We start from the raw sequence: 24,693 nt of genomic DNA, 5'->3' as shown, positions 1-24,693 counted from the left end.
CCCGGCGCTCACCGCGCCGCGTCGCCACGGCGGCGGCGAGCGCGTACCCCGTTCGTGGGCTGTCGGTCCACGCTTTGGGGGACTGGAATGGTCTGTACAGTCCACCCCGCGGACTGCACCCGAAGGAGCCGCATGACCGTCGCGCTCGCCCGCCTGCGCAGAACGGCACCCGAACCCGTCCCGGCACGCCCAGCGCCGCCGTCCCGACTGTCGCCCGGCGCCGCGCGCTGGCTGCTGCGTGCGGCCCTGGCGCTCCCGTACGTCGTGCTCGCGGTGATCGCCGTGCGGGTCCCGACCACGACGCTGCTCGGCCTGACGGGCAACGAGGCGACGTTGGACCGCGCAAGAGCTGCGGTGGACGGCGGCGTCGTCCAGGCGATCGGACAGCTGTACCCGCTGGTCTCCGGTGTGCTGCTGCGCTTCATGCCGTTCGGGGTCGACGGCGCGGCGGTCGTCGGGGGCGTCGTCGCCGGCATGCTCCTGCAGTTCCTCGCGCAGGAGATGCGGCAGCGCGGACTGCCGATGCGGCACGTCGTCGCGTTCACCATCGCCCTCGGCGCGAACCCGCTCTACGCGTTCGTCGCGCTGAACGACCTGCAGGCGTTCCTCGGCATCGCACTCTTCGCCCTCGCGGTCGTCCGGATGGTGCGGTTCTTCGCCTGGGGTGACACCCAGGCGGGCTTCCGGGCCGGCCTCGCCCTGATGCTGTGCACGCTCGTGGACCCGATGGGGTTCGTCTACGTCGTCATCGCGGCGCTCGCCGCACCGCTGCTCGACCTGGCGCGCCAGGGCCAGCGGGGGATCCGCCGTGCGAACGTCATGGTGGTCGTGTTCCCGAGCATCGCCGTCGCGCTCTCGATGGGATTCCTCGACCTCGTGGTGCTCCACGACCCGTTCGCGGCGCTCAGGGGGGCCATCAGCATCACCGGGGAGCGACTCACCGGGCTGCAGCACCTGTTCGCCACCGCCGACGGCGTGCTGCTGATCGCCATGCTCGTGGCCGGTGCGGCGCTGGCGCTGCTGGCCGGCCGCCCGGGCGCGATCGTCCTGGTCGTGGCGCTCTTCGCCGGCGTCATCGGCGAGTACGCGATCGGACTCGTCCCCGTCGCCAGTGCGGGCAACGTGTTCGTCACGACCCTCAGCGTCGCCATCGCCATCCTCCCGCGGGTCGAGGGCCGGCTGGCCAGCTGGCTGGTCCTCGTCCTCGCGATCCTGCAGGTCCCCCTCGCGTGGGTCGCCGCCTCCCAGCGCGAGGTCGTCGTGGTCTGGATGCAGGCGCTCGTGCAGGCGGTCCACGGATGACCGCCGTCGATCCGAAGCCGGACCCCGGCACCCAGGCCCCGCGACCGGACCTCGCGCTCCCGGCGCGTGCCGCGGTCGGTCAGCAGGGTCGGCACCGCGGTGCGCCGACCGACTGGCGTCCGCCGCACCGGTGCTCGGTCCAGCGGCACGTCGACGAGGGCTGGGTCGCGTCCGCCCGCATCCGGGAGGGTGTGCTCGTCCTGACGAGCGGCAGGTCCGACCCGGACGTCCTCCGGACCGCGCTGACCGAGGAGTTCGGCGAGCCCGTCGTGCTCCGGACCGCGTCGGAGTCCGACGTCCGGCAGCGCATCGCCTACGAGCTCGAGGAGGAGGTGGCGGACCTCGCAGCCCACGGCCTCGCCCGGACGAACCCGGCGCTGTCCGCCCGCACCGTCTTGTCCCGCGGCCAGCGGATCGGCGGCGCGATCGCCGTGCTCGCGCTCGCGACGTGCCTGGTCCTCGCGCCGGGGACGACCGCCGCGATCGTGACCGCGGTGCTCTCGCTGGGGTTCCTCGCCGGCATCGTCTTCAAGTTCTGGGTGTCGATGGTCGGTGCACGGTTCGACCTGGTCGAGCAGGTGTCCGTGCAGGACGTGGCCGCGCTCGACGACGCTGCCCTGCCGACCTACACGGTGCTCGTGCCGGTGTTCCACGAGGCGAACATCGTCGCCGACCTCGTCCGCAACCTCGAGGTGCTCGACTGGCCGAAGGACCGGCTCGAGGTCCTCGTGCTCGTCGAGGCCGAGGACCACGAGACACGGCAGGCGGTCCTCGACGCCGCACCGCCCGACTGGATGCGCATCGTCATCGTCCCGCCGGGCTCGCCGCAGACGAAGCCCCGCGCCTGCAACGTGGGCCTGTCGATCGCGCAGGGCGAGTACGTCGTCATCTACGACGCCGAGGACCGCCCCGACCCCGACCAGCTCAAGAAGGTGTTCCTGACCTTCGACCGCGCCGGCGACGACACCGTGTGCGTCCAGGCCGCGCTGAGCTACTTCAACGCGGACGAGAACGCCCTCACCCGCATGTTCACGCTCGAGTACTCGTACTGGTTCGACTACATGCTCGCCGGCCTCGATGCCCGGAGCCTGCCGATCCCGCTCGGCGGCACGTCGAACCACTTCCGCACCGACCTGCTGCGCGAACTCGGCGGCTGGGACCCGTACAACGTCACCGAGGACGCGGACCTCGGCATCCGCGCCTCAGCGGTGGGGTACCGCGTGTCCGTGGTGAACTCCACGACGATGGAGGAGGCGAACACCTCGATCCCGAACTTCGTCCGACAGCGCTCCCGCTGGATCAAGGGCTACATGCAGACCGCGCTCGTGCACGCCCGCAGGCCCCGGGCGCTCGTCCGCGAGATCGGGCTGCGCCGCGCCGCCGCGTTCGCACTCCTCATCGCCGGGACGCCGCTGACGTTCCTCGGCATGCTGCCCGGGATCGTCGTCACCGTCGCCACGCTCGTGCTCCCCACGTCGTGGACGGCGCCGATCTTCCCGACGCCGGTGCTCTGGCTGTGCGTGCTCGACTTCCTCCTCGGCAACGCGACGATGATCTACCTCACGATGATGGGGCCGTACAAGCGGGCCCGGTTCGACCTGATGGGCTGGGCGCTGCTCAACCCGCTCTACTGGGTCCTGCACTCCGTCGCCGCGTACAAGGGCCTCTGGCAGCTCATCACCCGTCCGCACTACTGGGAGAAGACCGAGCACGGGCTGACCAAGACGGCGCACTGAACCGTCACGGTCGTCGAGACGCGCGCGTCCCGACGTCGACATCCCCTAGAACAGGCGGGTGTGCCCGCCCTCGATGCCGCGCATCGCGTCGTAGTCGAGCACGAGGACGCGGATCCCGCGGTCCTCGGCGAGGGTGCGCGCCTGCGGTGCCACCGTCTGCGCCGCCAGCACGCCCTGCACCGGCCGCAGGTGCGGGTCGCGGTTCATCAGCTCGAGGTACCGGGTGAGCTGCTCGACCGCGTCGATGTTGGCGTTGCGCTTCATCTCGACCGCGACGCTCGCCCCGGCCTCGTCCCGCGCGAGGATGTCGACCGGACCGATCGCGGTCATGTACTCGCGGCGCACCAGGGTGTGGCCGTCGCCGAGGAGCTCGATCTGCTCGGCCAGGAGCTGCTGCAGGTGCGCCTCGACGCCGTCCTTCACGAGGCCCGGGTCGACGCCGAGGTCGTGGGACTCGTCGGCGACGACCTCGTACAGGCTGACGATGAGCTTGTCCTGCGTCTTCTTCTGCGTGACCGTCCACACCTGCGTGATGCCGGCGCTCGCCTGCTCGTCGTCCGGCTCGGTGATCTCGATCGAGCACGGCGGGCTCATCCAGTTGAGCGGCTTGTAGCTGCCGCCGTCGGAGTGCACGAGCAGGGAGCCGTCCGCCTTCAGCATCAGGAGACGGGTCGCGAGCGGCAGGTGGGCGGAGAGCCGGCCCGCGTAGTCGACGGAGCAGCGGGCGATGACGAGACGCACCCGGGAATCCTAACCGGCGTCGCGACCGCCCGTGGCGCTGTCGGCGCTCCTGGCCGCGTCGGCGCGCTGAGCCTGGAGGCGCGGCTCGGCCCCGCCGTCCCCGTCACCACCGCCACGCGTCGGCCGGGCGGCGGCGCCGCGCTCGCGGGCGGCCCCCGACGCGAGTCCCGCCGCGATGATGAACACGAAGACCACCAGGAGCGCACCGAGCAGCCCGACGTGCTCGCCGAGCAACCCGATGAGCGGCGGTCCCGCGAGGAAGGCCACGTAGCCGATCGTCGCCACGGCGCTGACGCGGGCGGCGGCGGTCCGGGGGTCGTCGGCCGCGGCAGACATGCCCATCGGGAAGCCGAGGCTCGCGCCGAGGCCCCAGAGCACGACGCCGACGATCGCGAGCGGGACGCTCTGGACGAAGATGAGCATGCCGAGGCCGACGACCGCGACGGCAGCGCTGATCCGGAGGACCGGCACCCGCCCGAACCGGTCGATGAGCGGGCTGCCGGCCACCCGCCCGACCGTCATCGCGGCGAGGAAGACCGTCAGGACGGCGGCGCCCGCGGCGTTGTCCAGTCCGTGCCCGTCGATCATGGCCAGCGGCAGCCAGTCGTTCGCCGAGCCCTCGGCCAGCGCCATCCCGAGCACGATCACGCCGATGAGCAGGGTCGACGGCTGGGTCCAGACCTGCCAGCGGCTCACCGGGGTCGGCACCGGGCTGGTGTCGGTGGCCACGTGCTCCTCGAACCGGTGCTCGTCCTGGAACCGCGTCACCGCGACGAGCATCGCGGCGCTCGTCACGACGACGAGGACGGTGAAGTGCCACGCGACGGGGACGTCGAGCGCCTCGGCGAGGGCTCCGAGGCCGGCACCGGCGAGCGTGCCGAGACTGAACGCGGCGTGGAACAGCGGCATGATCGTGCGGCCGCCGGCCTTCTCCGCCGCGGCGCCGGAGACGTTCATCGACACGTCGCACAGGCCGTTGCCGAACCCGAAGGCGATGAGGGCGATCCAGATCGCGGCGAAGCCCCACCCGAGGGAGACCGCGATCCCGGCGAACACCATGCCGGCGGTCAGGCAGACGGCGGCGACCTGCACGCCCCGGCGGGCACCGAGCTTCGCCACGATGTGCCCCGCGAAGGTCAGGCCGCCGATCGAGCCGACGGCCATGCCGAGCACGAGCAACCCCATCTCGAACGTGCTGGCCCCGAGGGAGTCGCGGACGCTCGGGATCCGGCCGAGCCAGGTCGCGATGTCGAGCCCGGACAGGGTGAACACGACGAACACCGCGGTGATCCAGGCCCGTGTGGTGGGTGTGGTGCGGGCGGACGTCGTCGTCATGGTGGTCCCATCGTGCTTCGCTGCTGTGCGGTCGTGCGTGTCGCGGCTCGGCGTCGTGCGTGTCGCGGCTCGGTCGAATCGATTCGACCGCTCGTTCCGGCTACGCTAACGGGCGATGGACGAACCGGCAACAGGACCCGGCGCGTCGCGGACCGAGCACCTCCGCGAGGACGCCGCCGATGCTCCGCGCGCCGTGACGGACCCGGCCCGCGTCCGGCCGCGCCGTCCCACCCTCACCGAGGTGGCCCGCGTGGCCGGGGTGGCGCCGTCGACGGCGTCGCTCGCGTTCAGCGGCAGCGGTCCGGTCTCCGAGGACGCCAAGGCCCGCGTGCTCGCCGCCGCGGCGGAGCTCGGCTACGGCGGACCCGACCCCCGTGCACGTTCCCTGCGCCGTGGCCGGTCCGGTGTCATCGGCGTCGTCATGGACGAACGACTGAGCGACGCCTTCCGGGACCCGGTGAACGTCCTGACGCTCGACGGCATCGCCGAGGTGGCCGGGGCGGCGGGCGCCTCGCTCCTGCTCGTGCGGAGCCCGCTCGACGACGAACAGGGTGCCGTCCCGCTCGTCGACGCCCCGATGGACGCCGTCGTCCTCGTCGGCTGCAACGTCCGGATCGACCCCGCGGTCGCGGTGCTCCGGCGTCGGCAGATCCCCGTGGTCGCGATCGAGGCCGACGACATCGAGGGTGCGGTGCCGATCCAGCTCGACAACCGCGAGGCCTCGCGTCGCGCCGCTGCGTTCCTGCGTGACCTCGGGCACGAGGCCGTCACGATCGTGTCGCTGCCCCTCGACGGTGCGCACCGCCGCGGCCCGATCGACGCCGAGCGCGAGGCCGCCGGGATCGCCTTCACCTCGCTCGAACGCCTGCGCGGGGTCCGTGGGGTCTACCCGGACGCCGTCGCGATCGAGGCCGCCGGCAGCTCGGTGGAAGAGGGGCGGATCGCCGGCACCGCGCTCTTCGCCCCGGACGGGCCCCGGCCCACCGCGGTCGTCGCGCAGAGTGACGTCCTGGCGGTCGGCGTGATCTCGGCCGCCCTGGACGCCGGCCTCCGCGTCCCCGAGGACGTCAGCGTCGTCGGCTTCGACGGCATCACCGTGGACGACAGCCTGTTCCACCGCACGCGCATCCGGCAGCTCACCACGCTCGTGCAGCCCTTCGTGCAGAAGGGCCAGGCGGCCGCCCGGGCCGCACTGGCCATGCTCGAGGGGGCGGAGCCGCAGCCCGCGGCCTTCCGCTCGGAACTCCGGATCGGGGACACGACGGCCACGCCGCGGGCGTAGGGGTCCGGCGGTCGACTGGGGACGGTATCGGAGGGGCTCAGGCTGCAGCTCGCTCCTGCGGACCCGGTCGACCGCTCCGCCCTGGCGGAGCGCAGGGCCACGGACGTCCCTGCGCTCCGACGAACGGGGTCAGCCGGCCCGGACGATCTGCACCGGGGTGTAGCCGCTCTGGGTGCCGAGTGCCTGCGTCAGGACGAGCTGGTTCGCGCCGACCTTCAGGTCGCGGGTGAGCTGCATCCGGAAGTCCCACTCCTCGTCCGCGACGGCCGCGCCGTAGACGTTGCCGAGCGAGTCGCGGAGCTCCAGTCGTGCGCCGGGCGTCGCCACGCCGTCGACGGTCGGGCGAGCGCCCGTGACGCTCTTCGTCAGCAGGTTGGCCCAGCCGAGCGAGGCCGCGGTGGAGACCGTGGCGGTCCGGACGGCCCCGGTCGACGCCGGCGCGAGGGTGAGCACGTAGGGCGAGGTGACCTTCCCTGCCGGCGTCACGGCGAGGAGCTCCATGTGGTTCACCCCGGTCGTCAGGGTGCCGTGCAGGTTGAGCTGCCAGTACCCGCCCGACTGGACCACCCCGGTGCCCATCAGCTCGTTGCCGCGCACGAGTGCGATCTGGGTCGCCCCGGAAGCCTTCCCGGAGACGAGGGGGCGGTTCGTGTGGACTGTCGAGCCGGACGCCAGTGCCGGGCTGACCGAGGCCGCTCCGACGGACACCACCGTGGACTGCGTGGTCGGGGTGTCGTGTCCGACGTCGGCGGTCGACTGCGCGAGCGGGGCCAGCAGCGCGGCGGTGGCGGCGACGATGGGGAGGATGAGGGGCATTGTTGTTCCTTCCGTCAGGGAGATGAACCAACATGATGTCACATGTGAAATGCGACGTGTTTTTTCGCCTCGGTGGCGTCAGACGCCGGACGCATCGGCCCTGATCGCCTCAGCGCTCCCATTCCGGTTCCCTGCGCACCGCGTTCTCCGGCGGCTGCATGGCGGCCTCGGATGGCTGCGGTGGCGCGGACGACCTATGCTGCCGTGGAGATGGACGAGGAGACGGGTGCGGCCGCCGCCGGTGCGGCGTCGCGGCGGGAGGCCATCGGCGACGATCTCGACGAGGCGACCTCGTTCTACGAGCGGCTGCACAACGCGCACCGGGTGGCGCTCACCCCGGCAGCCGACTCGTTCTCCTACCGGGTGCGCAGCGTCGGGGACGTCGCCATGACGCTGCGGAGCTCGACCCTGTCCGCGAATCGCTGGGGACGCATCGAACCCGAGGGGCACTACCTCCTCACCTGGGCGCAGCACGGCACCGCGGTGATCGACGCCGGGACCGACCAGGAGCAGGTCCTCCGTCCGGGGACCGCGGTGATGTACCCCACCGGACGGGCGTTCACGCTCGACGCTCCCGCGGGTGCCGTGCTGCACGCGGTCGACTTCGCCGCCGACTTCCTCGAGGGCCTCGACGCCGCACGACGGGGTGAGGAGCCGCGACGCCTGGAGTTCCTCCGACGCCCCGACCCGGTCGCCCTCGCCACCCTCCAACGGCGACTCGCCGTCGCAGCACCGGAGCTGCTGCGATCCGACACCGACCCGGTCCGTCGCGCCCTGCTCACCGAATCACTCGGCAACCTCCTGCTGGACACCTTCGTGGAGCCGGTCGGCGACCTCGTCCGGCAGTACCCGGGGGCCGTCGGCCGTGCCCTGCAGTTCATCGTCGACCGGGCCGCGGACCCGGTCACCACCGCGGACATCGCCGCGGCAGCCGGTCTGAGCGCACGCGGGCTGCAGCAGGCGTTCGTGCGGGCCGACCTCCCCACCCCCATGGTCGCCCTGCGGCAGGAACGCCTCCGCCACGTCAGGGAGGCGCTGCAGCACGCGGAACCGGGGACGGCGACGGTCGCGACGATCGCCTCCGCGTGGAGCTTCGGGCACCTCGGTCGGTTCTCGGGGTACTACGAACGCGAGTTCGGCGAGCTCCCGAGCGCGACCCTCCGAGATCGATCCTGAGTCGCGACGAGCGCCCGCGACGACGGGCGACCGCGGCGACGGGGGACCGCGGCGACGAGCGACCGCGGCGACGAGCGCCAGCGGCTCACCCGCGCCGGAGGCCGAGGCCGACCACCGCGACGAGGTTCACCACGCTCCCCACGAGGAACCCGGTGGTCCCACCAGCCACGCCCGTGACGGGCCCGAGCACCGCCATGAGCACCGCCCCGACGACGAACCCGGCGACCGACGCCGAGGCGACCTGCCTGGACCGGCCCGCCGCGAGGAGCAACGCCGCCGGGACGAGCCCGACGGTGAACACCCAGACGCCGACCATCAGGTACCGGAGGTCCGCCACGGCGGCGGCACCCTCGGCCGGGTAGACGATCGGCAGGAACCACCCGGCCAGCACCGCCACGAGCCCGAAGACGACCGCGGTGCCGGCGGCGAACCCGACCACGAGCAGTGCCGCTCCGCGCGACCGGAGCGACCCGTGGGCACTCCGGTGCGCGAACGCCGGCACGAGGACCTGCCCGAGCGCCTGCCCGAGCATCGAGGCGGGCGTCGCCAGGGTGAACGCGGCCGCGTAGACCCCGGCGTCACGCGCCGACGACGTCACCTGCGCCGAGATCATCGTGAGCTGGAGCAACCCGTTCGAGGTCACGACGGCGAGCACGTTCCAGGCCGCGAACCCGAGGACCCCGGCGGTGGGCTCCTGCTGCCCCGTCCGGCCGTTGCCCCGCGGCCAGCACGCGATCGCGAACACCGTGTACCCGATCGCGAGCGGCAGCAGCACGAACGGTTCGAGCCGGGCGACGCAGGAGAGCACGAGCAACCCGAGCGCGAGGACGCTCGTCACGGAGTCCCAGAGCGCGACCCGCCCAGCTCGGCCGTACCCGAGCTGGGCGCCGCGGGCGTAGCAGTACAGGCCGTAGCCGACGACGACCGCGACCCCGCCGAGCACCGTGCCGGGACCGTTGCCCCAGGCCAGCGCGATCGGCACGGTGGCCACGGCGAGGACGACGGTGGAGACCAGCATCGACCAGCCGAGCAGCCGGTTCACCGCGGCGTCCGAGCGCCGTCCGCGCAGGGCGATCGCGAGGGCCCGCGACGCGGTGTTGCCGGCGGCGTTCGGCCAGAGCAGGGCGACGAACACCGACAGCGACAGGAGTGCGGTCGTCTGTCCGAGGGTCTCGGTGCCGAACACCCGGCCGACGACCACGGTGACGACGAGCTTCGCCACGCCCTGCACGCCGATGCCCACGGTGGCGAGCACCGCGGACGACGCGACGGACGAGGCCGCGGCCGGAGCGGCAGCCGGACGCACGCTCACCGTGCCATCGCCTGGTCGATCCAGCCCCGGCGGTGCGCCCGCAGCCCGAGCGTCACCGCCCGGACGCCGATGTACCCGAGCGCGAACGCCGCCCACAGCCCGCCGAGCGTCCCGCCCGCCCACCAGAGCAGCGGCAGGTACACGACGAGGTTCACACCCCCGGCGATCGCCAGGTACCGCGCGTCCCCGGCACCGATGAGCACGCCGTCGAGCACGAACACGTACCCCGCGACCGGCATCCCGACGGCGACGAGCACCAGCACGAGCGGCAGCGCGTCCCGGACGGCGGCCGAGTCGGAGAACACGGGACCGAGCACCCCGTTCACGGCGGCGGTCAGCACGCCGAGGAGCACCCCGCCCAGGATCCCGAGCAGCACGAGGCGCCGGGTGACGAGTCGGACGCGTGCCGGGTCGCGCCCGCCGAGGCCGTGCCCCACGAGCGCCTGCCCGGCGATCGCGAGGGCGTCGAGCGCGAACGCCAGGGTCGAGAACACCGTCAGGCCGACCTGGGTCGTCGCGAGTCCGGTCGTCCCGAGGCCGGCGGCGGTGGCGACGGTCGCGAGCATCGCCACGCGCAGCGACGCGGTCCGCAGGAACAGCCAGGCGCCGGACCGCAGCGCGCGGCCGACCCCTCGACGCCCCAGCCCGCGCCGTAGATGAGCACGGCGTTCAGCAGCCCGTTCGCCACGAAGCCGACGGTCGCGACGACGAGCGGGGTCCTGGTGTCCTGCAGGCCGCGCAGCAGGCCGGTCGACGCGGTCACGACGAGGATGCCGGGCAGGCCGATGAGCGACACCGTCAGGTAGGCGGTCGCCGCCGCCGCGACCTCGGGCGCCGCACCGAACAGCGACACGAGCGGACCCGCCAGCGGCCAGCCGACGAGCGCCAGCACCACCCCCAGGCCGAGCGCGAGCCACATCCCGTCGATGCCCGCGTGCACGGCGCCGCGCCGGTCACCGCCGCCGAGCGCCCGCGCGACCGCCGGGGTGGTCGAGTAGGCCAGGAAGACGAGCAGTCCCGTCACGGTCTGCAGCACGGCACCGGCGAGCCCGACGGCCGCCAGCGCCGTCGCGCCGAGGTGCCCGACGAGGGCGGTGTCGGTGAGCAGGAAGAGCGGCTCGACGACGAGCGCACCGAGGGCGGGCACCGCCAGCCGCACGATGTCGCGGTCGACCGCGCGTCGTTCGGTGGGCGCGGGTGGCGTCGGTCGGTGCACCGACCCATTGTGGCGGCGATGCGGGCCCGCCGTGGCGCGCGGTGGTCTCGGCCACCCGCACGAGGCGGGCCGCGGGACGTGCCGACCCGCGCCTCCCGGCCGGACTACGCTCCGATCGTGGACATCGCCGCACTGGTGCCGGCAGCGATCGGCATCGCGCTCAGCCCCCTGCCGATCGCCTCGGTCGTGTTCCTGCTCGGGCACCGACGCGGCTACGGATCGGCGCTCGCGTGCGCGCTGGGGTGGATGGCCGCCGTGGCCGTCGCCCTCGTCGTGGCGGTGGCCGTCGGCGAGCAGCTCCCGACCGGGACGGGCGACGGGCCGCCGGTGCAGGCGTTGGTCGCGCTCGCCGCTGCGGTGGTGCTGTTCGCGATCGCGGCGTGGCAGTGGGCGCGTCGCCGCCTGCCGGACGGATCGCCGGCGAGCACGCGCTGGGCGGACGCCATGGAGGCACTCGGTCCCGGCCGGGCCTTCGGGCTCGGCGCACTCCTGTTCCTCAGCCCGAAGTCGGTCGTCCTGGCGCTGGCAGCGGGCCTGACCTTCGGCGACGAGGACCCGCGGGCGGTCGAGACGCTCGTCGTCGGCGCGCTGTTCGTGCTCGCCTCGGGCGCCGTCGTGCTGCTGCCGATCGTCCTGGCCGTGGCTCTCGGGCGGCGTGCCGAGCGCCCCCTCGAGGCGATGCGCTCGTGGATCGCGGAGTGGGGTGCGCGGTCCCTCGTCGTGGTGCTGGTCGTCCTCGGGGCGGTCCAGCTCGTCATCGGACTGACCGGCCTGCGCTGAGCGCGGTCCGGGAGGCGCGGCTCGCCCCGTCCCGTCGGCCGACGGGTCGAGACGGTCGGGTCAGTCGCCGCGCGGCTCGGCGGGGACGCCGCCGGTCGCCGCGTGCGCTTCGTCCGACGCCGCCGGCGTCGCCTCGTCGGTCCCGCGGGCACGGCCCACCAGGTCCATCACGTGGTAGACGACGATCGCCGCGACGGTGCCGAGGATGATGCCGCCGAAGCTCGCCTGGCCGAACGCGAACGTGAAGTCCGCGATCCCGATGATGAGGGCGATGCCCGCGGTCAGCTGGTTCTTCGGCTTCGCGAAGTCGACGCGGTTCTCGACCCAGATGCGGATGCCGATGACGCCGATCAGGCCGTACAGCGCGGTGGTCGCGCCGCCGAGCACCCCCGGCGGGACCGACGAGATGACCGCACCGATCTTGGGGGAGAGGCCGAGCAGGACCGCGACGATCGCCGCGACCCAGTACGCCGCGGTCGAGAACACCCGGGTGGCCGCCATGACGCCGATGTTCTCGCCGTAGGTGGTCGTGGCCGAGCCGCCGCCGAGCCCGGCGAGGACGGTCGAGACGCCGTCGGCGAAGAGCGCGCGTCCGGTGAGCGGGGTGAGGTCGCGGCCGGTGAGCTGCCCGACGCCCTTGACGTGTCCGACGTTCTCGGCGACGAGCGCGAGGACGACCGGGACGAACGCGAGGTAGATCGCGAGCTGCGACCCGTCGAACGCCGGCGCGGTGAACTCCGGCAGACCGATCCAGGCGGCCTCGTGGACGGCGTCGAACGAGACCTCGCCGCCGATGAGCGCGGCGACGTAGCCGACGACGACGCCGATCACGATCGACAGACGGCCGATGAGCCCCTTGAACAGGACGGTCACGAGGATGATCGCGGCGAGGGTGATCACCGCGACGACGGGGGCCTTCGTGAAGTTGTCGCGGGCGGCCGGCGCGAGGTTGAAGCCGATCAGGGCGACGATCGCGCCGGACACCACCGGCGGCATCAGCCGGTCGATCCACCCGGCACCGGCGAGGTGCACCACGGCCCCGACGACCGCGAGCAGCGCACCCACGACGATGATCCCGGAGAGCGCGAGCGGGATGCCGCCGATCTTCGTCGCGGCGGCGATCGGCGCGATGAAGGCGAAGGACGACCCGAGGTAGCTCGGCAGCCGGTTCCCGGTGATGACGAGGAACAGGATCGTGCCGATGCCGCTGAAGAGCAGCGTCGTCGAGGGCGGGAACCCGGTGAGGAGCGGCACGAGGAACGTCGCACCGAACATCGCCACGACGTGCTGCACGCCGAGCCCGATCGTGCGACCCCAGGTGAGGCGCTCGTCTGGTGCCACGATCGTCGTCGCGGAGACGGTCGCGCCGTCACCGTGCAGCTTCCACGGAAGTCCCATGTGGACGACGCTAGTGGCTGTCGACCGCTCGTGACGCTCCCGTCCGTCCTGCTCCATCAGGGCGGTGGTGGCTATCGTGGACCGCATGACCGACGTCGCAAGCACCTCCGGGATCCACACCGACGAGCTGGACACCACGGTCCGCCCGCAGGACGACCTGTACCGCCACGTGAACGGCTCGTGGATCGCATCGACGCCGATCCCCGACGACAAGGCGCGGTACGGCTCGTTCACGGTGCTGGCCGAGGCGGCCGAGATCGCGGTTCGGGACATCATCGAGCGCTCCCAGCAGGCGGCGCCCGGCACCGAGGAGCGCAAGGTCGGCGACCTGTACTCCTCGTTCACCGACGAGGCGCGGCTCGAGGCGCTCGGCACCGCGCCGATCGAGCCCCTGCTCGCCGAGGTCGCGGCCGTCGACTCGGTCGACGACGTCGTGCGCCTGGTCGGCCGGTTCGAGCGGCTGGGTCTGCCGAGCTTCCTGCAGCTCTTCGTCGACAACGACCCGGGCGACCCGGAGTCCTACGTGGTGTTCCTCGAGCAGTCCGGTCTCGGGCTGCCCGACGAGTCCTACTACCGCGAGGACCGCTTCGCCGACATCCGCACGAAGTACCGCGAGTTCGTCGCCGCCATGTTCCCGCTCGCCGGGTTCGAGGACGGCGGCGACCGCACCGAGCACGTCCTCGCCCTCGAGACCGCGCTGGCGTCGAAGCACTGGGACAACGTCACCACGCGCGACAGCCAGAAGACCTACAACAAGCTGCCGTGGGCCGAGGTCCAGGCGCTCGCCGACGGCATCGACCTCCGCCTCTGGTGGGAGGCGATCGACGCCCCCGCCGGCGCCTTCGAGACCGTGGTCGTCCGCGAGCCGTCGTTCGTGACCGGGCTGGCCGAGCTGCTGCACGAGCAGCCGCTCGAGGTCTGGAAGGACTGGCTGCGGTGGCAGGTGATCCGCGGCTCCGCGGCCTACCTGACGAGCGCGTTCTCGGCGACGAACTTCTCGTTCTACGGCACCGCGCTCACCGGCGCGCCGAAGCAGCGCGAGCGCTGGAAGCGCGGCGTCTCCCTCGTCGAGGGCGCGATGGGCGAGGCCGTCGGGCGCATCTACGTGCAGGAGCACTTCGACGAGACCTCGAAGGCGACGATGGACGACCTCGTGGCGAACCTCGTCGAGGCGTACCGGCAGAGCATCACCGGCCTCGACTGGATGACCGACGAGACCCGTGCCCGAGCCCTCGACAAGCTCGACAAGTTCACGCCGAAGATCGGCTACCCCGTGAAGTGGCGCGACTACTCGGCGCTGCCGGTCTCCGCCGACGACCTCGTCGGCAACGTCCGTGCCGTCGCCTCGTTCCAGGTCGACCGCGAGCTCGGCAAGATCGGCAAGCCGATCGACCGCGACGAGTGGTTCATGACGCCGCAGACCATCAACGCGTACTACAACCCGGGCTTCAACGAGATCGTGTTCCCCGCGGCGATCCTGCAGTTCCCGTTCTTCGACGCCGCACGCGACGCGAGCGCGAACTACGGAGCGATCGGTGCCGTCATCGGCCACGAGATCGGGCACGGCTTCGACGACCAGGGCTCGCAGTACGACGGCGACGGGCGACTCGAGAACTGGTGGACCGAGGCCGACCGCACGGCGTTCGAGGAGCGCACGAAGGCCCTCATCGCGCAGTACGACGCGCTCGTCCCCACCGAGGTCCCGGACGGCCACGTCAACGGCGCCCTGACGATCGGCGAGAACATCGGCGACCTCGGCGGGCTCTCGATCGCGTGGAAGGCCTACCTGCTCTCCCTCGACGGCGAGGAGCCGCCCGTCGTCGACGGCCTGACCGGCGCCGAGCGGTTCTTCCTCAGCTGGGCGCAGGCCTGGCGGATGGCGATCCGACCGGAGGAAGCCGCCCGACTGCTGACGATCGACCCGCACTCGCCGACCGAGTTCCGCTGCAACCAGGTGGTCCGCAACATCGACGTCTTCTACGACACCTTCGGCGTGACCGAGCGGGACGCGATGTACCTCGACCCGACCGAGCGCGTCGCGATCTGGTGATGGCCGAGCCGGACGCGGCTCCGTCGTCGGAGCCGGGGTCGGCTCGCCGGTCCCGCCGACGCCAGCACGCCGGCGGGACGGACGGTCGGGCCCGCGGGCGGCACCGTGGTGGTGCCGACGAGCGGTTCGCGTCGACGCTGCAGGCCCTCGGAGCGCTCGCACGGGACGGTGCGTCCGTCAGCGCCTCGGTGATCGACACGTCGACCGGCAAGGCCCTGTTGGCAGTGGACGACACGCTCGTCCAGCCCGTGGCGAGCCTCGGGCGCGTGCTGCTGCTCGTCGAGGTCGCGGCACGGCTCGAGGACGGCGGGTTGCACGGTGACCGACTGCAGCGGATGGCGCGGGACACCGCCACCGGCGCGGGACTCTGGCAGTTCCTGCAGCAGCCGACCATGCAGGTGTCCGACCTGGCGACCCTCGTCGGTGCGAGCGCGGACGCCTGGGCGATGAACGCGCTGCTGTCGACCGTCGGCATCGATGCGGTCCGTGAGCGTGCCGAGGCCCTCGGGATCGAACGCACCGCCCTCATCGACCGCGTCCGGGACCGCCGGGGGCCGGACGACGCGCCCGACGCCTCGGTCGCCCCGACGGGTGAGCTCGCCTGGCTCATGCGGGGACTGGCGCTCGGCGAGGTCGTCGACGAGGCGGTGTCGAACCGGGTGCTCGGCTGGCTGTCGCTCGCGTCCGACCTGAGTCTCGTCGCGGGGTCCTTCGGGCTCGACCCGCTCGCCCACCGGGCACTGGACCACGGCCTGCAGGTCGTCTCGGCGACCGGCTCGGGCACGGGCGTCCGCGCCGAGGCCGGGATCCTGCGCGGGCCCGGCTCGTCGGTGAGCTACGCGGTCACGGTGACGTTCGACGACGCCTCGCTGCAGCGGCGGCTGGCGGTCATCGACGCCCTGCGGACGATGGGCACCGAGGTGCTCGAGACGGTGCACGAGGCCGCGGCCCGCTGAGCTCACCTTCACGCTCGTGACCGACTCCCTGATCTCCTTCGCCGAGGCCTGCCGGTGCACGCAGGAGGTCCGGGCGTCCACGGACGACCCCGAGTCCTGAGCGGGCCGGGTCAGCGCAGCCGGACGAACGACCGCAGCGGGGCCGGCCGGACGTCGTGCACCTCGACGAACCCGCGCGACTCGTAGAACGCCCGTTGACCCGGCTCGGCGTCGGTCGTGAGGACGGTCTGTCGGACGTCCGGGTACCGCTCGAGCACGGCGTCGAGCAGCGCACCGCCGATCCCCATCCGGTGGCGGTCCGGCAGCACGAGCAGGTCCTGCACGTACACGACGGTCGCGCCGTCCGACACGGTGCGGACCAGGCCGACGAGCGAGCCGTCCGCGCTCCGGGCCGTCAGCACGAGGTGGGATCCGCACACCGCGGCGACGAGGGTCTCCGGGGCGTCGGCGTACGCCGTCCACCCGACCGCGCGGTACAGCGCGAGGAGCTCGTCCCCGTCCGGTCGTCCCTCCGTGATCAGCAGCACCCGTCCATGCTGGCAGACGTCAGTCGGTCGCCTGCCCCGCGGGGACGAAGGCCTGGACGTCGAGCTCCGTCACGTCGTTCGACCGGCACGCGGCGAACTCGGTGTACGGGACGAACAGCGACGCCTTCGAGCCGGGCGGGTAGACGCGGAAACCGTCCGGCGAGGTGGGGTCGCACGTCGACTCCGGGTAGTTCTCCGAGTTCGCGACCTTCAGCGGTGCCACGGCCTCCTCGCCCGACGCCAGCGTGACGGTCGGGTGGGGCGCCGCCCGGTCGAGCGTCGCCGCGTTCCCGATCTGCGTGCCGTCCGTGTCGCCGACGAACGACACCCCCGGCCAGCCCTGCAGCGTGCAGGTCGACGACCCGGTGTTCCGCAGGACGAGGTGGACGTACGTGCTCCCGGCCGCGCCACCGCTGCCGGCCTCGATGCTCCCGGCGAGCGAGGACGTCGCGCATGCCGACGACCCGGTACCGGAGGACCCCGCGTTCGAGGAGCCACCGGACGACCCGGTCGACGCGCCGCCCGCCGAGGCCGTCGACGACGAGCCGGACGGGACGGACGAGGGCGTCGCCGTCGGTGTCGCCGTGACGGTCTCGGTGGTCGTGGCCGTCGGGTCCGAGGTGCCGCCGGACGAGCAGCCGGCGAGCAGGCCGACGGCGACGATGCCGGCGGCGACGAGCAGTGGGGAACCAGCGCGACGGTGCATGCGCCAACACAACCACCGGGTGCGGGGTACACGACTCGGGTGGCGCCCAGCCGTCACGAGCACACTCCGGAGCACGCGCGCGAGCGCACGAGCAACGGAGGTCGACATGGCAGGCAAGCACGAACAGGCACGCGGCGACGAGGGTCGGGCGGACGGCGTCGAGCCCCGCGCCGGTGCCTTCACCGACAGCGAGATCCCCGGCGAGACCCCGGTGCCCTCGAACGAGCCCGCCGGTGAGTTCGTCTCGAGCGACATCCCCGGCGAGACCCGTCCCGAGGGTGGCGGCGAGGGCGAGTACGTCGAGTCGGACATCCCCGGCGAGGCGGAGCCGACGCCGGACGGCGAGGTCGGCCACTACACGGACCGCGACCAGGCGTAGGCCCGGGACCTAGTCGACCAGGCCCGCCGCCACGAGGCGGCGGAGCGTCTCGACGCCCGCCGGCGGGCACCGGTCCGCGTCCGCGGAGGTGACCCACTCGATCTCGTCCACCTCGGCCGACGCGACCGGCGCGGCGGTGTCCAGCGCGCCTCCCGGACGTGCCAGGAACAGCGCCATCGCGACCATCGTCCCCGGGGCCTGGCCGTGCGCCGGCTCCGTGACGGTGCCGAACGGCTCCACGTCGGCCGCGGTCAGGCGGAGTCCGGTCTCCTCGAGGGCTTCGCGCACGGCGGCCTCGACGTCGGTCTCGTGCGGCTCCGCCTTGCCGCCGGGCAGGTAGAGCACGTCGCGCTTGCGCGCGCGGACCATCAGCACCCGGCGGTCGCGCACCAGCAGCAGCGCGCTGACGCGCAGGGTCGGGGGACGGCCCTGGAGGCTCAGCTCGCGTCCGCCTCGTCGGTGCGGTCGCGGACGGTCAGCTCGGGCGCGGTGCGCTCCGCGAGCGGTACCACCGGTGCCGGCACGTCGGCCTCGGGCTCCGGGCGGACGCCGAAGAGGGCGTCCAGCGCCCCGACGAACTCCTCGCCGCGGCCGGCGCGACCGAGCTCGCGGGCGCGGACCGACGGACGGTGGAGCAGGACGCCCACGAGGTGCCGCAGCGCGCGTTCGGTCTGCTCGGCCGAGGCGTCGTCACCGTCCGCGCGGCGCTTCGCGCGGTCGATCTCGTCGTCGAGGATGTCGAAGACGTGCTTGCGGAACGCCACGAGCGCCGGGGTCGTCGACTGCTCGAGCGCCTGGGCACGGAACCGGGACACCGCGTCGTCGACCATCGCCCGTGCCTCGGACTCGGCGTTCAGCTCGGCGATCGGGGCGTGGATGCTGATGGTCTCGAGGTCGAGCAGCTCGACGCCGTCGACGTCGGCCGCGTCCGGGTCCACGTTGCGGGGGAGCCCGAGGTCGATGACGATGCGCCGGACGCCGTCGTCGAGGTCGGCGGGCTCGACGACCGGGACCTCGCTCGAGGTGCAGGTGATCACGACGTCGCTGGCGCCGATGGCCTCGCGCAGGTCGTGGGCGGCGACGAGGTCGTGCTTGGCGGCGAACCACGCTGCCCGACCCGAGGGGGAGAAGACCTGGATGGTGTCGGCGCCGCGGTCGCGCAGGGCGGCGATGGTCGTGGCGGCGTAGCTGCCGGTGCCGATCAGGAGCACGCGGGTCCGGCCCCAGTCGGTGACGCGGGACGAGGCGAGCTCGAGGCCGAGGCGCACGAGCGACCGACCGGCCGCACCGATGCGGGTGCGGGTCTTGACGCCCCGGGAGGTGTGCGCCGCCTCTTGGAAGAGCCGTTCGAGGTCCGAGGTGGTGGTGCCGTTCGCGCGGGCGTCCTCGAGCGAGCGGCGGACCTGCCCGGAGATCTCGGTCTCGCCGACGACGACGGACTCGAGGCCGCTCGAGACGGCGAAGAGGTGCTGCACGACGTCCTTGCCGCCGAGCACGTTGACGGAGTCGAGGACCTCGGCGGGGTCGAGGTCGCTCGCGGTCGCGACGGCGTCGACGGTGGCCGAGACGGCGGAGTCGCGGTCGTCGCCGGCGATGTCGAGGTAGGCCTCGAAGCGGTTGCACGTGGCGAGGACGACGGCTCCGTCCAACACGCCGGAGTCCGTCACGAGACGGCTCGCCGCGGTCGGTGCGCCGATGCTCAGTCGCTCCAGGAGATCGAAGCTGGCGTTGCGATGCGACGCCGTGAGACAGATGAGCACGTCTTCCATGGTAACTCGCGTTCCGGTGCCCGCCCGATCCCGTCGTGCGTGCTCGGGATACACCCTGTTCGCCGATGGGAGAATCGTGCGGTGACCGACGCATCCACCACCGCTCTCCCCGCCGCACACCCGCTCGTCTCCGGGCGGACGTCGGGTTCGCCGCTCGTCCGGGCGCTCCGGGGTGACCGGCCGGAGACCCTGCCGGTGTGGTTCATGCGCCAGGCCGGGCGCTCCCTGCCGGAGTACCGCGACCTGCGCGTCGGCACGGCCATGCTCGACGCCTGCCTCGACCCGGCGATGGCGTCGGAGATCACGCTGCAGCCGGTCCGTCGGCACGGGGTCGACGCCGGCATCTTCTTCAGCGACATCGTCGTGCCGATCAAGCTCGCGGGCGTCGACGTCGAGATCGTGCCGGGGCGCGGGCCGGTGCTCGCGTCGCCGATCCGGACCGCGGCCGACGTCGACGCGCTCGGCACGCTCGACGAGGCCGCGCTCGCCCCGATCACCGAGGCGGTGGCCCGCACGGTGGAGCAGCTCGGCGACACCCCGCTCATCGGGTTCGCCGGCGCACCGTTCACGCTCGCGGCCTACCTGGTCGAGGGCGGTCCGTCGAAGGACCACATCCGCGCCCGAACCCTCATGCACGCCGAGCCGGAGACCTGGGCACGCCTGCTCGACTGGGCGGCCGGGGTGTCCGGGGCGTTCCTCCGGGCGCAGGTGCTCGCGGGGGCGTCTGCCGCGCAGCTCTTCGACTCGTGGGTCGGCTCGCTGTCCCGTGCGGACTACGTTGCGCGGGTCGCCCCGCACTCGGCCGACGCGCTGGCCCACGTGGCCGACCTCGGCGTCCCGCGCATCCACTTCGGCGTCGGCAGCGGCGAGGTGCTCCGCGACATGACGACCTTCGGCACCGACCGGGTCGGCGTCGACGCGGTCGGCGTGGACTGGCGGCTCCCGCTCGACGAGGCGGTCCGCCGTGTCGGCACCGGCGTCACGGTGCAGGGCAACATCGACCCGGCCATGCTCGCCGCTCCGTGGGAGGTGCTCGAGGCGCACGTGCGCGACGTCGTCTCCCAGGGTGGCGCGGCCCGGGCGCACGTGGTCAACCTCGGGCACGGCGTGCCGCCGGAGACCGACCCGACCGTGCTCACCCGCATCGTGTCGCTCGTCCACGAACTCGGGGACGGGACGGCCGCGGCGACCGGAGCGCACGCGTGACCGACGTCGTCGTGGTCGGCGGCGGGGTCGCCGGCCTCGTCGCGGCGCGGGACCTGGCGAAGGGCGGCGCGCACGTCGTCCTCGTCGAGGGGTCCGACGTGCTCGGCGGGATGGTCCGTCGGCACAGCGTCGCGGGGCTCGACCTCGACATGGCGGCGGACTCGTTCGCGACCCGGAACGACGCCGTCGGCCGGTTGGCGATCGAGCTCGGCCTCGGCAACGAGATCACCGCACCGGATCCACGCGGTGCCTGGCTGATGACCCGGGACGGCCGGACCTCGCCGATCCCCGAGACCGGGTTGCTCGGCATCCCCGGCAGTCCGATGGCCGCCGACGTGCTCGCGGTCGTCGGGCAGAAGGCAGCGCTCCGGGCGCAGATGGACTCGCTGCTGCCGTCCCCCGTCGGCGCGAAGGCCGCGTCCCTCGGCGAACTCGTCCGGAAGCGGATGGGCGACCGGGTCCTCGACGACCTGGTCGTGCCGATCGTCGCGGGTGTGCACTCGACGCACCCGGACGACCTCGACCCCGACCGGGTCGCCCCCGGACTCCGGGCGGCACTCCTCCGCGAGGGCTCCCTCGCCCGCGCGGTGCTCGCGCTCCGTGCCCGGGCGACGGCCGGGTCGGCCGTGCAGGGCATCCGCGGTGGCATCGTGCGGCTCGTCGACGAGCTGGTGGCCGACATGGAGACCTACCGCGTCGACGTCCGTCTGCGCACCCGGGCGACCGCGATCGAGGAGCACGCGGTGGAGGTCCGGACCGAGGACGGCGAGACCGAGCGGCTGGTGGCCGAGCACGTGCTCGCGTCGACGGCGGACCCCGCGCGCGCGACCGGGGCCGAGCGGTCGGGCATCGAGCTCGTGACGCTCGTCGTCGACCAGCGCGAACTCGACGCCGCGCCGCGCGGGACGGGCATGCTCGTGCACCCCGATGCGCCGTCGGTCCGGGCGAAGGCGATCACGCACGCGACCGTGAAGTGGCCGTGGCTGGCCGAGGCGGCCGCGGGCAGGCACGTCCTGCGGTTGAGCTACGCGACCGCCGCCGACGCCGTCGAGACCGGCAGGAGCCTCCCGGTCGACCCACGGGACCCCGTCGGTACCCGCGCGGCCCAGGACGCCGCCGCGCTGCTCGGCGTGCGCATCCCGGTGTCCGCCGTCGTCGGCGCCGCACGCGTCCGCTGGCACGGTCCGGACACGACCGCCACCGGCCTCGCGGACGGCGTCGTCGGGATCGGCGAGGCGTCGAGCGGCCGGGGTCTGGCCGGGATCGTCCAGGCGGCGCGCACGGCCGCTGTGCACATCCTGGATTCCTGAGCGGACCACACACCGCGAGAGGGCTACTGTTGCGGTGAGCGTCGGACGTATTCCGCTCGGCGCATGACCACGCACACTGACCCAACGGAGGAATCGCACATGCGAGGCAAGCTCCTGTTCGTCGCCGGCGCAGCTCTCGGGTACGTCCTGGGATCGCGAGCCGGACGGGCGCGGTACGAGCAGATCAAGACCGTCAGCGGCAAGATCTGGAACAGCAACGGCGTGCAGAAGGGCGTCCACGTCGCCGAGGAGTTCATCGCCGACAAGACCCCCGACGTCGCCGAGTTCGTCGGTGAGCAGACGAAGAAGGTCGTCCGCAAGGTCGGGCAGAAGAAGGACAGCCGGGCCTCATGACAGACACCCGCGACCGCAAGCCGCGTTCGCTGTTCGGCCTGGTCGGCGACGTCCCGAAGCTCGTCAAGGAGCTGGTGACGGGCGAGCTGAACCTGCTCAAGGCCGAGATGCTGACGAAGGCCAAGATCTTCGGCCTCGCCGCGGGTCTGCTCGTGGGCGCCCTCGTCATCGTCCTCTACGCGATCGGCGTGCTGCTCACCGCCGCCGTCATGGGTCTTGCGACCGTGATGCCGGCGTGGCTCGCCGCACTCGTCATCGCCGTGGTGATGCTGATCGTCGCGGGGATCCTCGGCCTGCTCGGCTGGAAGCGCCTGAAGAAGGGCCTCCCGCTCACGCCGAAGCGCACCATCGACAGCGTCAAGAACGACGTCAACGCGGTCAAGGGCCTCGGCAAGAAGCCGACCCCGTCGACCCAGTACGGCGCCCGCAAGCCGGACGTCGGCGGCCGCTTCTAACGACGACCGCCCCGTCCACCACCCCACCCCCCCGGAGGACCCACGTGACCGATCAGCACGACGACCTGGCCGACCGCGTCGCGGCGACCCGCGCGCAGCTGTTCGACACCCTCGACGCGATCGAGGACAAGCTCAACGTCCCGAAGCAGATCGGCATCGCCGCGTCGAAGGTCAAGCGTGGGATCGACGAGAAGCCGGTGCCCTACCTGGCCGGGCTCGCAGCGGGCGTGGCGGTGGTCGGGGGTATCGTCGTAGCGGTGCTCCGACGGCGGTAGCGCTCGCCGTCGAAAGGGGAGCGGCGTCACCTTTGTGACCGATAGGACAATGGACACATGAGTTCCACCGTGCCCACGCACGACGCACACGAGACCTCCCCCGACGGCATCGACCCGAACCTGCTGACGGCCTACGCCCTGTGGGCCGTCTTCCGCCGTCCGCTCGGCCCGGTCCACCGCACGGGTGACGACGCCGTGGCCGAGCTCGACGCCGTCGTGACCGCCGCCGCACAGCGCGGCGTGACGATCCGTGGTTTCTACGACGTCTCCGGCTTCCGCGCCGACGCCGACGTCATGGTCTGGCTGCACGGCGACGACGCCCAGGCGATCCAGGCCGTGCTGCGCGAGGTCCGTCGGACAGCGCTCTTCCAGGACGCCGAGCCGGTCTGGCACGTGATGGCGATGCACCGCGAAGCCGAGTTCAACAAGCGGCACACCCCGGCCTTCCTGCGCGGCAAGGAACCGGAGGCCTGGATCACGGTGTACCCGTTCGTCCGGTCCTACGAGTGGTACCTCCTGCCGGAAGAGGAGCGTTCGACGATGCTCCGCGACCACGGCATCGCCGGCGCCAAGTACCGCCGCGTGCTGACGAACACGATCGCGACGTTCGCCCTGAGCGACTACGAGTGGATCCTGCCGCTCGAGAGCCCGGACCTGGTCGACCTCGTCGACCTCATGCGCGACCTGCGCTACACCGAGGCCCGCATGCACGTGCGGGAAGAGGTGCCGTTCTTCACCGGTCGTCGCGTGACGACCACCGAGCTGCCGGAGGTGCTGTCGTGACCGACACGAGCATGATCACGAACGGACGGGGCACGGTCCTCGCCGCGACCCCTGCCGCCGCCGACGGCCCCGAGCACGTCGAGGTCCCGGTCGCGTACGACGCGATCCTCCTCGCCGGCTTCGGCGGGCCCGAGGGGCAGGACGACGTCATCCCGTTCCTGCGCAACGTCACCCGTGGCCGGGGCATCCCGGACGAGCGCCTCGAAGAGGTCGCCCACCACTACCGGCACTTCGGCGGCATCAGCCCGATCAACGCGCAGAACCGTGCCCTCAAGGCGGCGCTCGAGACCGAGCTGGCCGCGCGCGGCATCGACATGCCGGTCCTCTGGGGCAACCGCAACTGGGCGCCCTACCTCGAAGAGGCCTTCACCGAGGCGTCCGACAAGGGCTACACGAAGCTCATCGCGATCGCCACGAGCGCCTACTCGTCCTTCTCCTCGTGCCGGCAGTACCGCGAGGACACAACTCGCTCGAGCGCCACCCGTCGCTCGCCGGCGTGCTGAACGGCGTGATCCCGCCGATCGCACTCGCCACCGGCGCCATGTCGAGCGGCGCCCTCGTGCAGTGGGGCCCCGCGCCGGAGCAGCTGGTCTACGTGCTCTTCGGCGCGTTGCTCGTCCTCATGGTGATCGCACTCGTCGTGGTCCCGGAGCGGGTCACCCGACGACCGGGCGCCCTCCGCTCCCTGGCGCCCCGGATCAGCGTGCCGCGTGCCTCGCGCCGACTCTTCCGCAGCGTCGCCGGGTGCCCTCATCGCGAGCTGGGCCCTCGGCGGGATGTTCCTCTCGGTCGTCCCGTCGGCACTCGGCGCGGTGTTCGGCATCACGAA

23 protein-coding genes and 3 pseudogenes are annotated in these 24,693 nt (G+C 72.8%); 16 read left to right on the top strand and 10 right to left on the bottom strand.

The window, feature by feature from the left end; translation table 11 throughout:
• Nucleotides 1-132: 132 nt before the first annotated feature.
• Both I5E_RS05705 and I5E_RS05700 read left to right on the top strand, forming a co-directional pair.
• Entirely contained in the window at nt 133-1,302 is a 1,170-nt protein-coding gene (locus I5E_RS05705) for a hypothetical protein (protein WP_049973448.1), read from the top strand.
• Complete coding sequence (locus tag I5E_RS05700) at nt 1,299-3,038, top strand: glycosyltransferase (protein WP_049973447.1); 1,740 nt, start codon at nt 1,299-1,301, stop codon at nt 3,036-3,038. Before I5E_RS05705 ends, I5E_RS05700 begins: the two co-directional genes overlap by 4 nt.
• Before the next feature lie 45 nt (nt 3,039-3,083).
• Here the strand turns inward: I5E_RS05700 and nucS are convergent, their stop codons facing one another.
• Together nucS and I5E_RS05690 are read right to left on the bottom strand one after the other, a co-directional pair.
• Nucleotides 3,084-3,779 carry an endonuclease NucS gene (nucS, locus tag I5E_RS05695; protein WP_022906141.1) on the bottom strand — a complete coding sequence of 232 codons (696 nt, stop codon included), beginning with the start codon at nt 3,777-3,779 and terminating at the stop codon, nt 3,084-3,086.
• A gap of 9 nt (nt 3,780-3,788) precedes the next feature.
• Complete coding sequence (locus tag I5E_RS05690) at nt 3,789-5,114, bottom strand: MFS transporter (protein ID WP_022906140.1); 1,326 nt, start codon at nt 5,112-5,114, stop codon at nt 3,789-3,791.
• Nucleotides 5,115-5,229: 115 nt separating this feature from the next.
• Between I5E_RS05690 and I5E_RS05685 the strand changes: the two genes are divergently transcribed.
• Nucleotides 5,230-6,396, top strand: a complete 1,167-nt coding sequence (locus I5E_RS05685) for a LacI family DNA-binding transcriptional regulator (RefSeq protein WP_022906139.1) — start codon at nt 5,230-5,232, stop codon at nt 6,394-6,396.
• Nucleotides 6,397-6,525: 129 nt separating this feature from the next.
• Here I5E_RS05685 and I5E_RS05680 read toward each other — a convergent pair whose 3' ends face one another.
• The gene (locus tag I5E_RS05680) at nt 6,526-7,212 is read right to left on the bottom strand and encodes a hypothetical protein (protein ID WP_022906138.1); all 687 of its coding nucleotides are present in this window, start codon (nt 7,210-7,212) and stop codon (nt 6,526-6,528) included.
• A 210-nt stretch (nt 7,213-7,422) separates the two neighbouring features.
• Here I5E_RS05680 and I5E_RS22590 point away from each other — a divergent pair, with 210 nt between their 5' ends.
• On the top strand, nt 7,423-8,388 hold the full coding sequence (locus I5E_RS22590; RefSeq protein ID WP_022906137.1) for an AraC family transcriptional regulator: 966 nt from the start codon (nt 7,423-7,425) through the stop codon (nt 8,386-8,388).
• 85 nt (nt 8,389-8,473) lie between these two features.
• On the opposite strand, the gene I5E_RS05670 is transcribed toward I5E_RS22590, so the two are convergent.
• Both I5E_RS05670 and I5E_RS21265 read right to left on the bottom strand, forming a co-directional pair.
• Entirely contained in the window at nt 8,474-9,700 is a 1,227-nt protein-coding gene (locus I5E_RS05670; protein WP_022906136.1) for a lipopolysaccharide biosynthesis protein, read from the bottom strand.
• A pseudogene (locus tag I5E_RS21265) lies at nt 9,697-10,916 on the bottom strand (MATE family efflux transporter). Before I5E_RS21265 ends, I5E_RS05670 begins: the two are co-directional and overlap by 4 nt.
• 117 nt (nt 10,917-11,033) lie before the next feature.
• Here I5E_RS21265 and I5E_RS21260 point away from each other — a divergent pair.
• Entirely contained in the window at nt 11,034-11,696 is a 663-nt protein-coding gene (locus I5E_RS21260) for a GAP family protein (RefSeq protein WP_187290464.1), read from the top strand.
• Nucleotides 11,697-11,756: 60 nt separating this feature from the next.
• Here the strand turns inward: I5E_RS21260 and I5E_RS05655 are convergent, their stop codons facing one another.
• Nucleotides 11,757-13,094 (bottom strand): uracil-xanthine permease family protein, encoded by a 1,338-nt coding sequence (locus tag I5E_RS05655; protein WP_022906134.1) that lies wholly within the window; start codon nt 13,092-13,094, stop codon nt 11,757-11,759.
• A gap of 85 nt (nt 13,095-13,179) precedes the next feature.
• Here I5E_RS05655 and I5E_RS05650 point away from each other — a divergent pair, with 85 nt between their 5' ends.
• A complete protein-coding gene (locus tag I5E_RS05650; protein ID WP_022906133.1) occupies nt 13,180-15,144 on the top strand; it encodes a M13 family metallopeptidase in 1,965 nt (654 codons plus the stop codon).
• Nucleotides 15,144-16,100 (top strand): serine hydrolase, encoded by a 957-nt coding sequence (locus I5E_RS05645; protein WP_022906132.1) that lies wholly within the window; start codon nt 15,144-15,146, stop codon nt 16,098-16,100. The genes I5E_RS05650 and I5E_RS05645 overlap by 1 nt, the downstream gene beginning before the upstream one ends.
• Before the next feature lie 110 nt (nt 16,101-16,210).
• Here I5E_RS05645 and I5E_RS05635 read toward each other — a convergent pair whose 3' ends face one another.
• Both I5E_RS05635 and I5E_RS05630 read right to left on the bottom strand, forming a co-directional pair.
• Nucleotides 16,211-16,627: a GNAT family N-acetyltransferase gene (locus I5E_RS05635; RefSeq protein ID WP_022906131.1), complete on the bottom strand. Its 417-nt coding sequence runs from the start codon at nt 16,625-16,627 to the stop codon at nt 16,211-16,213.
• Between the two features lie 19 nt (nt 16,628-16,646).
• Entirely contained in the window at nt 16,647-17,333 is a 687-nt protein-coding gene (locus I5E_RS05630; RefSeq protein WP_022906130.1) for a DUF4232 domain-containing protein, read from the bottom strand.
• A 106-nt stretch (nt 17,334-17,439) separates the two neighbouring features.
• Between I5E_RS05630 and I5E_RS05625 the strand changes: the two genes are divergently transcribed.
• Entirely contained in the window at nt 17,440-17,712 is a 273-nt protein-coding gene (locus I5E_RS05625; RefSeq protein WP_022906129.1) for a hypothetical protein, read from the top strand.
• 9 nt (nt 17,713-17,721) lie between these two features.
• Here the strand turns inward: I5E_RS05625 and I5E_RS05620 are convergent, their stop codons facing one another.
• Both I5E_RS05620 and I5E_RS05615 read right to left on the bottom strand, forming a co-directional pair.
• Complete coding sequence (locus I5E_RS05620) at nt 17,722-18,102, bottom strand: NUDIX hydrolase (RefSeq protein ID WP_022906128.1); 381 nt, start codon at nt 18,100-18,102, stop codon at nt 17,722-17,724.
• A gap of 47 nt (nt 18,103-18,149) precedes the next feature.
• Entirely contained in the window at nt 18,150-19,472 is a 1,323-nt protein-coding gene (locus I5E_RS05615) for a glutamyl-tRNA reductase (RefSeq protein WP_031261659.1), read from the bottom strand.
• Nucleotides 19,473-19,562: 90 nt separating this feature from the next.
• Here I5E_RS05615 and hemE point away from each other — a divergent pair, with 90 nt between their 5' ends.
• The 8 genes and pseudogenes from hemE to I5E_RS24260 form a co-directional block, all read left to right on the top strand.
• Complete coding sequence (gene hemE / locus I5E_RS05610; protein ID WP_022906126.1) at nt 19,563-20,687, top strand: uroporphyrinogen decarboxylase; 1,125 nt, start codon at nt 19,563-19,565, stop codon at nt 20,685-20,687.
• Nucleotides 20,684-21,997 (top strand): protoporphyrinogen/coproporphyrinogen oxidase, encoded by a 1,314-nt coding sequence (locus I5E_RS05605; RefSeq protein WP_022906125.1) that lies wholly within the window; start codon nt 20,684-20,686, stop codon nt 21,995-21,997. The genes hemE and I5E_RS05605 overlap by 4 nt, the downstream gene beginning before the upstream one ends.
• A gap of 99 nt (nt 21,998-22,096) precedes the next feature.
• Nucleotides 22,097-22,351, top strand: coding sequence for a hypothetical protein (locus I5E_RS05600; RefSeq protein ID WP_031261656.1), 255 nt, complete (start codon nt 22,097-22,099; stop codon nt 22,349-22,351).
• A complete protein-coding gene (locus I5E_RS05595; RefSeq protein WP_031261654.1) occupies nt 22,348-22,806 on the top strand; it encodes a phage holin family protein in 459 nt (152 codons plus the stop codon). The genes I5E_RS05600 and I5E_RS05595 overlap by 4 nt, the downstream gene beginning before the upstream one ends.
• A gap of 44 nt (nt 22,807-22,850) precedes the next feature.
• The gene (locus I5E_RS05590; RefSeq protein WP_022906123.1) at nt 22,851-23,081 is read left to right on the top strand and encodes a DUF3618 domain-containing protein; all 231 of its coding nucleotides are present in this window, start codon (nt 22,851-22,853) and stop codon (nt 23,079-23,081) included.
• A gap of 57 nt (nt 23,082-23,138) precedes the next feature.
• Nucleotides 23,139-23,864, top strand: a complete 726-nt coding sequence (hemQ, locus tag I5E_RS05585) for a hydrogen peroxide-dependent heme synthase (RefSeq protein ID WP_022906122.1) — start codon at nt 23,139-23,141, stop codon at nt 23,862-23,864.
• Nucleotides 23,865-23,875: 11 nt separating this feature from the next.
• A pseudogene (locus I5E_RS05580) lies at nt 23,876-24,325 on the top strand (ferrochelatase); the annotation flags it as partial.
• 35 nt (nt 24,326-24,360) lie between these two features.
• Nucleotides 24,361-24,693 (top strand): annotated as a pseudogene (locus I5E_RS24260) (hypothetical protein); the annotation flags it as partial.

The organism is Curtobacterium sp. B18, from assembly GCF_000333375.1.
GTDB lineage: Bacteria > Actinomycetota > Actinomycetes > Actinomycetales > Microbacteriaceae > Curtobacterium.
This window is presented reverse-complemented; position numbering and strand designations above follow the sequence as displayed.